General features: G+C 59.1%; 8 protein-coding genes. 2 read left to right on the top strand and 6 right to left on the bottom strand.

The window, feature by feature from the left end:
• Window position 1: 1 nt before the first annotated feature.
• From Q1A34_RS10780 to Q1A34_RS10805, 6 genes are all read right to left on the bottom strand, one after another.
• Complete coding sequence (locus Q1A34_RS10780) at window positions 2-1,129, bottom strand: efflux RND transporter periplasmic adaptor subunit (RefSeq protein WP_300033643.1); 1,128 nt, start codon at window positions 1,127-1,129, stop codon at window positions 2-4.
• 171 nt (window positions 1,130-1,300) lie between these two features.
• Window positions 1,301-2,848: a trimethylamine methyltransferase family protein gene (locus Q1A34_RS10785; RefSeq protein WP_300033645.1), complete on the bottom strand. Its 1,548-nt coding sequence runs from the start codon at window positions 2,846-2,848 to the stop codon at window positions 1,301-1,303.
• Window positions 2,845-5,247, bottom strand: coding sequence for an FAD-dependent oxidoreductase (locus Q1A34_RS10790; RefSeq protein ID WP_300033647.1), 2,403 nt, complete (start codon window positions 5,245-5,247; stop codon window positions 2,845-2,847). Before Q1A34_RS10790 ends, Q1A34_RS10785 begins: the two co-directional genes overlap by 4 nt.
• 107 nt (window positions 5,248-5,354) lie before the next feature.
• Window positions 5,355-7,229 carry a VWA domain-containing protein gene (locus Q1A34_RS10795; protein ID WP_300033650.1) on the bottom strand — a complete coding sequence of 625 codons (1,875 nt, stop codon included), beginning with the start codon at window positions 7,227-7,229 and terminating at the stop codon, window positions 5,355-5,357.
• Window positions 7,226-7,765, bottom strand: a complete 540-nt coding sequence (locus tag Q1A34_RS10800) for an RNA polymerase sigma factor (protein WP_300033652.1) — start codon at window positions 7,763-7,765, stop codon at window positions 7,226-7,228. The genes Q1A34_RS10795 and Q1A34_RS10800 overlap by 4 nt, the downstream gene beginning before the upstream one ends.
• 195 nt (window positions 7,766-7,960) lie before the next feature.
• Window positions 7,961-9,403, bottom strand: a complete 1,443-nt coding sequence (locus Q1A34_RS10805; protein WP_300033654.1) for an exopolysaccharide biosynthesis polyprenyl glycosylphosphotransferase — start codon at window positions 9,401-9,403, stop codon at window positions 7,961-7,963.
• 219 nt (window positions 9,404-9,622) lie between these two features.
• On the opposite strand from Q1A34_RS10805, the gene Q1A34_RS10810 reads away from it, so the two are divergent.
• Both Q1A34_RS10810 and Q1A34_RS10815 read left to right on the top strand, forming a co-directional pair.
• Window positions 9,623-10,759, top strand: a complete 1,137-nt coding sequence (locus Q1A34_RS10810) for a TauD/TfdA family dioxygenase (protein WP_300034121.1) — start codon at window positions 9,623-9,625, stop codon at window positions 10,757-10,759.
• The gene (locus tag Q1A34_RS10815) at window positions 10,756-11,361 is read left to right on the top strand and encodes an HD domain-containing protein (RefSeq protein ID WP_300033656.1); all 606 of its coding nucleotides are present in this window, start codon (window positions 10,756-10,758) and stop codon (window positions 11,359-11,361) included. Before Q1A34_RS10810 ends, Q1A34_RS10815 begins: the two co-directional genes overlap by 4 nt.
• The last annotated feature ends 240 nt before the right edge of the window (window positions 11,362-11,601 follow it).

Here is an 11,601-nt window from a genome sequence, read left to right on the forward strand (position 1 = left end):
GTTACCCCTGATCCCCGCCGCCCATGGGCGCGATATCCTGTCCCGGGCGCAGTCGTTCATTGCCGCGCGTGACAACGACTTCGCCCTCGCTCAGACCGCTGAGCACCTCAAACCTGTCCCCGAGAGCGACACCGATCTGTACCTGCCGGGGCTGTGCCTTGCCGTCCTCACTGACGAAAACCGTCCAGCCGCCGCGTGCCTGGACAAGAGCGTCCTTGGGCACGGACAGCACATCGCGTGGTTTGCTGACAGGTATCGAAACGGTAATTGACTGCCCGATGGCAGTGTCTGCCATGTCGAGCAGTTGCGGGGCGGTGAAACGCACAGGGCGCGTGCGTGTCGACTGATCTTCTACGGGGAAGAGCACCCGGACTGTCATCTCAAGCTCGACACCGGTTTCTGTCTGTCCCGACACAGCCAGTCCCGGGGACAGGGTGCCGATATACCGCGCGGGCACCGAGGCCTCCACTTCAAATGAGCTGGTATCCAACAGGGTAACAACGGGCGCGCCGGAGCTGATAAACTCACCCGGGTTGGTGTTTACTTCCAGAACGATACCAGCAAAGGGCGCTGTGATCTGTGCGCGCTCCAGCTGGTATTGGGCCTCTGCCCGGGCGGCTTCAGCACTGCTGACACGGGCCTCTGCCTCGGCCAGAAGGCCGCGGGCTTCGAACAGGTCGCTTTGTGCTTCGTCAAACCGGCTGGAAGAAAAAGCGTTGGTGTCGCGCAGCCCGTCGATGCGTCCCAGCGCTTTGGTGGCGCGGTCAACGCGGGCGCGGGCGGTAACAATCCCGGCGCTGGTCTCAGCAAGGCGTGCCTCGGCCTGACGGGCAAGGATCTGGGACAGCTCTGTGTCCAGTTCCACGATAACCCCGCCTTCTGACACGCTCATGCCCTCCAGCACATGGACTTTCTCGACATTGCCGGAAATCCGGCTGGCAATGGTGCCTTCGCGCGATGTAACGACCTCGGCAAACAGTGGCACCGTTTCTGCAATGCTCTGAAATTCAACGGTTTCCACACCTACGGCTGCGGCCCGCCCCTGCGCCGGGGCGTGCGTGCCAAAACAGGTAATTGCTGCAGTCAAAAAAACGCAGCTCAGGCGAAACCAGCGGTCCTTGCGGCTCATATCCAGCCCTTGTCAGAAAATGGTAATCAAGACCCTGAGATAGGGCTTTTTGGCTGAAATGAAACAGGAAATCCGGCCTGCGCGCGGATTGAATGGGTCTCTCGCTGTCTTGTGCTGCTCTATCATGCGCTTTTCGCAGTTCCGAAGACGAGCGCCGTGCCGCCCGGTGTTTCAGCTTTCCGGCGGTGCTTCGCCCGCGTCTGTCTTGTGGCGGATCCATTCGTGCAGACGTTCCAGAGCATCTGCATCGACCTTTGGGCCGGGCGTGTCATTCAGAATGCTCTGCCATTTTTTCGTGGCTCTGGTGGTGGCGTCTTCCGCGCCGTTCTCCTGCCAGGTGCCGAAATTGGACAGATCCCCGATGAGGGGTTCATAAAAGGCTGTCTGGTATCGCTCCATCGTGTGGGCCGCGCCAAAGAAATGACCGCCGGGTGCAACCTCGGCCAGCGCTTCCAGTGCAATATCGGCGGTTTCTGCGGGTGTCTCTGCGCAGAGCTCTGCCATCATTTGCAGAACCTCAATATCCGTGATGAACTTTTCATAGGACACGGAAAGACCGCCTTCGAGCCACCCGGCGGCGTGGATGACCACGGTTGAACCCGCCATCAGGCACCCCCACAGCCCCATCTGCGTTTCATGTGCTGCCTGAACGTCGCTGATGTTTCCTGCCGCACCCGTCGCACATCGCCAGGGCAGCCCGGTCAGACGGGCCAGTTGTCCGGCGGCAAGACTGGCTTTGAAGTGTTCCGGTGTGCCGAACGCCGGAGCCCCGGATTTCATATCCACATTAGAGGTGAAGGTCCCATAGCAGACCGGCGCGCGCGGCCTGACCAACTGGGTGAGTGCGATTGCTGCCAGTGCTTCGGCATGGCTGAGTGTTATGGCTCCGGCGACGGTCACCGGCGCCATCGCCCCCATGAGCGTGAAGGGCGTCACGATACTGACCTGCCCGGCGCGCGCGAAATCGATCAGGCCCTGCGCCATTGGGGTGTCGATCTGACGGGGCGAGTTGGTGTTGATGATTGTGTAGCAATGACTTTCTGCCATGAATTCATCATCCGACAGGCCACGGAAATCCTTCAGCATTTCAAAGCACTGCTCGGATTGTGGGGTCCCACGCGCATAGATGAACGGTGTCTTGTCAGACAGGCTTAGCATGGTTTCCATGGTCATGTAGTGACGCAGGTGCACCGGTACGTCCTGCGGTTCGACCAGAGGCGGGGCCATGTGAAGCACATCAAAGTGCTGGGTCAGACGGATCAGCTCGCGAAAATCCTCACCTGTCCCGGGTCGTCTGCCGCGCACCCTGTCGGTCGCGTGCGGTGCTCCTGCACCGGGCTGGAAAATCAGCGCGCCCTGCTCCAGCACCAGATCGCGGTGTCGCGCACCGCCACGCACGGAAATGGACTTTGGCGCGCTGTCTAGGGCCGCCGTGATGATGTCCCCTCCGATCCAGACCATTTCGCTTTCTTCGTCAACGCGGGCACCGGCGGCGGCAAAGATGCGGCGCGCCTCTGGCAGCAGGACCCTGATCCCAAGGTCTTGCAGAACCGACAGGGCGGCCTCGTGTATTGCGCTGACCCTGTCTTCGGAGAAGATGGCAGCGGGGGGGAACGGGTTGCGCAGATTGCGATAGTTTACGTCGCGCACCGGCGCGGTCCTGCCGCCGCTCCCTCCGCGTCTGGTCCTGCGCCGACCCTGGTTTTCCACCGTATTCATCCGCGCATGGCCTTGCCCTCCGGATCATACGGCGAGGGAGTGATCACGGTTGCTTTGCGTTCAACACCGACCACATGAACCGAGAGCCCGGTCCCTGCCGCACAGTGCGCCGTGTCAACAAGAGCCATCGCCAGTGATTTGCAGGTGGTGTGACCAAAGCCGCCGGACGTAACAAAGCCAACCTTTTGGCCACCAGACCATATCGGCTCATACCCGCTGGCATCCGCGTCACCCGCCTCAATCTCCAGGGTGACGAGCCGTTTGGAAGGCCCGTTTCCGTTCCGCTCCTGCAGGGCGGCCGCCTTGCCGACAAAATCCTTGTCCCAGTCGATCCAGCGATCCATTCCGGTCATGCCAGCTGTGTAGCCCTGCGTGAATTCGGCGTTCCAGATGCCAAAGCTCTTCTCCAGCCGCAGACTGAGCAACGCATTGAACCCGATCTCGCGGATCCCGACATCTGCTCCTGCCTCAAGCAGAACCTTGCGCAATGTCGCGTGATCCCCCGCACGGCAGTGGATCTCATAGCCAAGCTCGCCTGTGACGGACAGGCGCCCGACCCGGCAGCGCAACAGTCCGATGTCGAAATCCCCACATCCCATGAAAGGCAGTTCGGTCACCGGTCCATCGGTGAGTTTCTCGATCACTTTTGACGAGGCGGGGCCTGAAAGTGAGAATCCGGCAGTGTCTTCTCCGAGGTCGCGAACTGTGACGCCTGCGTCCACGTGATCGTCAAACCAGCGCATGTGCCAGGCGCGCAGGTAATAGCTTCCCATAATCCACCAGGTGCCATTGCCCCAGTTGAATACGGTCAGATCGCCCTTGAGCCGCCCATCCTCGGCCAGCATCGGCGCAAGCCGTGCGCGACCGGGGGCTGGCAGTTTTGATGCCATTATACGGTCCAGCCAGTTTCGCGCGTTCGGGCCCGAGACTTCGAAGCGGGAAAAACCTGAGATATCCAGCAGACCAACCGCATCGCGTACGGCATGACATTCCTGCGCGACAATCGGGAAAGCATTGGAGCGTTTGAGTGATGGCGTTTCTTCAAAGCCTTGTTCCGCAAAATAGAGCGGTACTTCCAGGTCCCAGCTCTGACCCCACTGGCATCCGGCGGCGGACATATCCGCATATGCACCGGGGGTTTTCAGCGGCCTGCCTGCGGGCAACTGCTCGTTGGGATAGGTCATCACGAAACGCCGGGTGTAGAACTGGCCGGTGGTTTCTTTGATGTACTGCTTGTTTTCAGCCCAGATGCCATAACGCGCCACGTCCATACCGTAGACGTCCGCTTCTGGCGCGCCATGGATCATCCATTCTGCGAGGCTTTTGCCGACGCCGCCGCCCTGCAGAAAACCGGCCATCACGGCACAGGCTGACCAGTATCCGCGTTTGCCCGGCACGGGGCCAACCAGCGGGTTGCCATCGGGGGAGAATGTAAAGGCGCCGTTGACCCAGGTTTTGACGCCCACTTCCTGCAGGCAGGGGTAGCGTTCAAAGCCCATGGTCAGTTCGTTTTCAATCCTGTCAGGGTCTTCCTGCTGCAGTTCAAACCCGTATTCCCATGGCGCGCCGTCCATCATCCAGTGCTGGTGATCAATTTCGTAGATGCCGAGCAGTACGCCTTTCTGATCCTGTCGCAGATAGGTGAAGCCCTCAAGGTCCACCGTCATCGGCACCTCGAAATCAATCTCTTCGAGCTGTGGGATGGTATCCGAAATCAGATAGTGGTGGTTCAGCGGCGACACAGGCAGCTCCACACCTGCCATGCGCCCGACCTGTTTGGCCCAGAGACCGGCGGCGTTGACGATATGTTCGCAGGTGACCGTTCCCTTTTCGGTGACGACTTCCCAGCCCTGCAGTGTCTGGTTCAGCTCCAGCACCCGGTTGTGCTCTATCACCTCTGCGCCGCGCTTTTTCGCGGCCCCTGCATAGGCATGTACCGTGCCCGTTGTGTCGATGTAGCCTTCGCGGTCGGCCCACATGCCGCCCAGCAGACCCTCGCCCGACATGATCGGGTTCAGCGCGACGGCTTCTTCAACGGATACCAGGCGGCAGTCCTCGATCCCGATTGACTGAAAGGTCCGGTAGGCCGACTGCAGCCATTCCCAGCGATCCGGTGTTCCCGCCATGGTCAGACCGCCCGTCATGTGCAGCCCGATGTTCTGCCCGCTTTCCTCTTCGATCTCGCTGAGAAGGTCGATCGTATAAGCCTGAAGGGCGGCAATGTTGGGATCGGCATTCAGCGCGTGAATCCCACCCGCTGCGTGCCAGCTTGACCCGGCTGTCAGCACCGAACGCTCGATCAGGCAAACATCAGTCCAGCCGAATTTTGCCAGGTGATAGAGCACCGAAGCGCCAACGACGCCTCCACCGATTACAACAACTCTGTAGTGCGACTTCATGCCGGGCCTCCCTGGTGGCGTCTCGGAGTTTCTGGACAGTTGTGTCCAGTACTTTTCGGGACGCTATGCCCAAAGGCCCGGCTGCGTCAAGCGTCGTGAAGCGGTCGTTATTTGACGCTCAGGCCCCGGGCAATACGCATCAGACTGATCGCTTCAGCCCTGTAGCCAAAGGGATCATTGCCGCGCGCTGAGACAGCGGCATCAATTGCGTCAGAGTAGGTCCAGCCTTCCACATAGGGGGAGCCGCGCAGGAGTTGCGCAAAGCCGGCGATGGCAACTGCAAAGCTTGGTGCGCCGTCGGATGTGGTGTTTGCCGGGACAGGCAATTCTACAAGCCGGCTCGTGGTGGCTCCGGGTGTTTTGTAGCGCAGTCGCAGAAATCCCAGCTCGTCGTTTTGTGGGGTGGACACGGGTGCCGCGTATCGCAACGGGTCACTCAGCTGTGCAGGCGAGCCAACGGGGGTAACCTCGTAGAGCGCTGTCACACTGTGACCTGCCCCGATTTCGCCCGCATCGACGGCATCATTGTTGAAATCCTCACGTCGCAGCGCGCGGGTTTCATATCCGATCAGTCTGTATTCGGCAATCTGCGCGGGGTTAAACTCGACCTGGATTTTCACGTCGTCGGCAATTGTGAAAAGTGCGCCGGTCAGCTGGTCAACAAGCACTTTCTGCGCCTCCGACAGCGTATCGATGTAGGCGGCGGTGCCGTTTCCGTTCTGCGCCAGGGCCTGCATGGTTGCGTCATCCAGATTGCCACGTCCAAAACCCAGCACTGACAGATAAGTTCCGCTGTCGCGCTGATCTGCGATGTATTTTTTCAGCGTTTCGGGGTCTGAAAGACCAACGTTGAAATCGCCATCAGTTGCCAGAATGACCCGGCTGACCTCCCCCGGTGCGCTCATGGCTCTGGCAGTGCGGTATGCCATCGTCAGCCCGGCCTCTCCGGCTGTCGATCCGCCAGCCTGCAATCTTTCCAGCGCGTCCAGAATTGCTGACTGGTCTGATGCGGAGGTTGCGGGCAGAACCACGCCGGCACTACCCGCATAAGTCACAATTGAAACCTCATCTTCCGGGCGGAGCTGGCCCAGCATGAGACGGAAGGACTGCACAAGCAGGGGCAGTTTGTCCGGGTGGTTCATAGAGCCGGACGTATCCACCAGAAACACAAGGTTGAGTGGCGGTCTGTCGTCGATCGCTGGCAGAGCGCCCTGGATACCAATCTGCACCAGTTGCGTGCCTGGGTTCCAGGGGGTCGGCATGACCGAAACCGTCGGTTGGAAAGGTGCGTCGCCGGAGGGTGCCGCGTAGTCGTAGGTGAAATAGTTGATCATCTCCTCGATTCGCACGGCCTGCGGATCAGGCAGAATACCCTGCCTCAGACTGTCCCGCACGAGGCCGTAGGAAAAGGTATCTACATCAATTGAAAATGTAGAAACCGGGTTTTCAGCCGTGATCTGCAGAGGGTTTGCATCCGCGTGCGCGAAATCCTCTGTATCCGCTTCCGGTACCGGCAATGGGCGGATGTCCGGCAGCGCAGGCGCTTCCATCAGCGCAAAATCTGCTGGCGCGGATCTTTCGGCTTTTTCAGCTACAGATCGCTGTTGCACCGCCGGCGCGGCCACTGCGCCTTCGGCTTCCTGCAAAACGACGGGCGCTTCAATGTGTGCCGGGATGAGGTTGTCACCGGCTGGCGACAGCAGGTCTTTTCCCAGAGGGGTAAGAAACAGGAATCCACCCGCTACCAGTGCCGTTGTTGCGGTCAGTCCACCGCGCGAGGTCAGTACAGTCATCATTTTTGTCACTCCGTTCAGCAACCCGCTAAGGGGTCTGGTGGAGGTTTGACGCGCCTGCGTCTGAGATTCCTGGACATTCGCAAAGTTTTTTTGCGCCAGGGCCAGGTCGTCTGACTTTCTGTCCGGATCAACCGCTGGCGTCGCGGCTCTCAAAGCAGTTCTCAGGTCATTCAGCTCATCTGTCATTGCGTTGCCTCCTCAGCGGCGTGAAGTGCACGCATATGTTTTTTGGCTTCGGACACGCGCCAGCTGACAGTGCCTTCCGAAACGCCCAGAACTTCGGCCGCTTCGCGTTGCGTCATGTCATCCAGGACCAGAGCCAGCGTGTCGCGCAGATCATCGGGCAGGGAGCGCATTGCCCGGGTCAGCCAGTCCAGCTGACTGTCGGTTTCTGCATCAGCAGCCCTGCGGTGCATTTCCCAGTCACCCCAGCCGTCTGTCGCGCGCTTGTATGACGCGTGAGCCCGGCGCCGGTCGTGGGTGGCGTTTACAACCACGCGGTAGAGCCAGGTCGAGAAGCGTGATTTTCCGGAAAACCGCTGTAACTTGGCCGGCAGAGCCGCGCAGATATCCTGGGTCAGGTCCTCTGCTTCGGCGCGGGATCCGGTCAGTCGGAAAGCAAGGCGGAAAACACCATCATAGTGGCGGTGCAGCAAAGCCGAGAAGGCTTCTGCATCGCCCGCCGCCGCAGCACGGGCCAGGGTTCCGTCACTTGTTTTCATGCGCATCACGTTGGTTAGACGCGCGTGAAGCGTCAATCCTTGGCCAACCGCACACTTTTTTCGATTTTTTTGACTATGATCACAAGTGGGCTGCTGCAGCTTTGCGAATAGACGATGAATGGCTTTTTCGCGGCCTCTTCCGCTGGTCGAAGGCGAAAAGGGTTTTGCGATGTCTAAGGGTGAAGCCGAAACGCCTTAATAAGCGCCCTTGCTGCTGAGCAGGCTGAACGGGGTGCGCATCAGGATCCGGAAATCGAGCCAAACGGACCAGTTTTCGATATAGTACAGGTCATGTTCGAACCGGGCTTCCAGTTTTTCGGCTTCGTCGATTTCTCCGCGCCAGCCGTTGATCTGAGCCCAGCCTGTGATGCCCGGCGGCAGGCGGTGCCGGGCCGAATAACCATCCACAATCTGCGAGAACCGTTCCTGTTGGCTGGACAGAGCGTCAATAGCATGCGGACGGGGGCCCACCAGCGAAAGATCGCCTCGCAGAACGTTAAACAACTGCGGCAATTCATCAATGGAACTGCGCCGTATAAAGCGCCCCACCCGGGTGACACGGGGATCGTTGCGGGTGACCACTTTTTTCGCGGCGCGGTCCGTCTGATCGGCATACATTGAGCGGAACTTGAGGACCTCAATGATACGGTTGTTGTAGCCGTGACGGGGCTGGCGAAACAGAACAGGCCCCGGGCTTTCCAGACGGATTGCGATTGCCGTGATCACAAGAACCGGCCAGAGCAGTATCAGAGCGCAGATAGCAAAGAAGATATCAAATATCCGCTTGGTCAACCGGCATTTTGGCGCAAAACTGCGGCTGATCTTGGCGAGAACGGGCGCGCGGCCAGGTTGCTCGAATGAATAGTCTCTGCTGTAATTGGACAGGCCGACTTCAACCGGCAACACCTTGAATTCGTCCAGCAGCCATCGGATCCGCGCCTCGGCCGAGAAGGGCAGTGCAATGATCACCAGATCAACACTTGAGGCCCGCACAAAAGAAACCAGATCGCCATAGCCGCCGATCTTTGGCACTCCGAGCACCTGCTTTGGTGATCGGATGTCGTCCCGGTCATCGAATATCCCGTAGAGACGGATGTCGTTTCCCGGCCGTTGATTTAGTCCACGGATCAGCCGCTCAGCCTCTTCTCCGCCACCAGCGATGATTGCGCGTCGTGCAACAAGCCCGGTCTCGATAACCCATCTGACGGCCGTCTGGATGCCGATCCGCGTTGGTATAATTGCCGTGATCAGGCTCAGCGCGGTGGCCCAGACCGCAACAGCAGTATCTGTAACCGGTGTCAGCAGGAGCAGCGCAGTCGCCGGTGGCAGAAGACAAATTACGGTTCGCAGCGCAAACGCAGTTCCATCAGCCATCACCGCACTGCGATAAGCGTTCACCGCTATCATACCGGTCGCGTAGCCAAGGCTTGCCAGAACAGCCCAGCCTGCGGCGACAAAGGGCTGGAAATTGCCATCTGGTATGGATCCGTAAAGCGCAAACCAGAAGGCCAGGGTGAAAACAGGCAACTCGATACACAATGCCACGCACATCAGCCAGAATGGCTCCAGTGCGCCGCGCCGCAGACCAAGGGCCACGGTGCGCGCGGCTTCGTTGAGGTGTCGTGAGTGTTCAGCCATAACCGTCAGAGCGCCGTTATTTTGCAATGTATCCGCCGCAACCCGGCGATTTGAGCCCCTGTGTACCCTGTGATGCGTTAATACTTACTGACCTGCGGTCCGGTCTGTATCTGTTTGCCAACTGATGATCCGTTTCTGCGTCGAAGAACGTTTGATTCCGACAGAAATTCGATGAAAAGTGCCAGTGATACAATCGCGGGAGGACGACGTTTGACCAGAGTGACATGTGACCCTACGGGACAGTTTCTGGCTTTGCACAGTTCGACAGGACCAACCCGGTTTCACGCAATATGGTTGCGCGACAACGCACCTGACGCGGCCTCCCGCTCGCCGGTGAATGGCCAGCGACTGCACTGCCTGCAGGATATCCCGACCGATACTTTCATAAAGGGCGCGCGGCTCGCGGCGGGCAAGGTATCTGTGACTTTTTCACCAGAAGAAAAAACCGTCGAATACGATCCGGCATGGCTGATGAAGAACGCCTATGACCGCCCGTCTGCAACGGACCGTGGCCGGACAGGCGACGACCTGAAGCTGTGGGACGCCAGCCATACCGGCCATGTGAAAGCTGCGGACTACGCAACGCTCCGCGCCGGGGGCGATGCGCTGGCGGGCTGGCTGGACCAGCTGGTGCGTTTCGGCTTTGGCAGGATCAGTGGTGTGCCGGTCGTCGAAGGCGCTCTTTTTGATATCGTGGCGCTTTTCGGGTTTGTGAGAGAGACTAACTATGGTCGTCATTTTGATGTCCGGACAGAGGTGAACCCAACTAATCTTGCCTTCACCGGACTGGGTTTACAGGCTCACACAGACAATCCGTACCGTGATCCGGTTCCGACCCTCCAGGTGCTGCACTGCCTCGAAAGCTCGGCGGCTGGCGGCGAGAATATGGTTGTCGACGGTTTTGCTGCGGCCACCCGCCTGCGTGCAGAAAATGAGTACTGGTTTGATCTGCTGGCAGATCACTGTGCCAGGTTCGAGTATTCCGGCGAGGCCGGTGTTCACCTCACAGCGCGTCAGCCCATCATTGGCCTCGCGCCCGATGGAGAGCTCATATCCGTCCGGTTCAACAACCGTTCACTGGCAGCCGTTACAGATGTGCCTTTCGACCTTATGGGGGATTGGTATGCCGCCTACAGACGTCTGGGCGAAATCATCGATGATCCTGCCATGCAGATCGCCTTTCGCCTTGAGCCCGGAGAGGCGTTTGTTGTCGACAACACGCGCGTGCTGCACGCACGCAGGGGGTATTCCGGGACCGGTACCCGCTGGCTGCAGGGGTGCTACGCTGACAAAGACGGGCTGCGGTCACTCAGGGATGCAATGCTGATGGCGAAAAAGACGGAGGCGGATGCATGAAACCGGACGCAGACACGCTGACATCTGAGAACATCGTGCAGTTTCTGGGCGGCATCTTCGACCGCCGGGGTGGCGAAGAATATCTGGGAGAGCCCGTTACAATGGGAGAACACATGCTGCAAAGCGCAACATTTGCCGAGCAGAATGACCAGCCCGAAGAGATCATTGTTGCTGCCCTGCTGCACGACATCGGGCACTTCACCTCTGAGTTTGGTACTTTCACGATGGACGACACAGAAGACCGCCACCACGAGGACGCGGGTGCCGAAGTGCTTGAGCGGTTTTTCCCATCGGTTGTAACTGACTGCGTCCGCTGGCATGTGGCTGCAAAACGGTATCTGTGCGCAACGCGGCCTGAATACCTGCGCCGTTTGTCCGAAGCCTCTTTGCATTCATTAAAACTGCAGGGCGGGCCCATGACAGCGGATGAGGTGGCAGACTTTGAACGTTCACCGAACCTCGAGCATATTGTTGCGGTCAGGTATCTGGATGATGCGGGAAAACGCGAAGATATGACGACGCCTGATTTCTGGCATTTTGCGCCGATGATCCAGCGGGTTGTGGATCAGACCCGCGACGCGCAGAGCGCTGCAAGTGGATAACCGGCGTCTTGAGTGCTGCGTTGCGCGCACTGCAAGAGGTTGGAATGTCGGGGATATTAAGGTGCGTTACGAGCCGGTGATGCGGTCCAGCCCGTAACGCGATCCAGTCATTCAGGCATTTCTGCCGGAAATCTAATTCTGGGGAGAATTTCCGGGTACCAGGATGGTCGGTTAATTCCGACCTCAATTACTCTTAAATTATAATGGCCATGGTACTTTTCCACCACCATCCGCACCGTG

Origin of the sequence: uncultured Roseobacter sp. (assembly GCF_947491795.1) — a bacterium.
GTDB lineage: Bacteria > Pseudomonadota > Alphaproteobacteria > Rhodobacterales > Rhodobacteraceae > Roseobacter.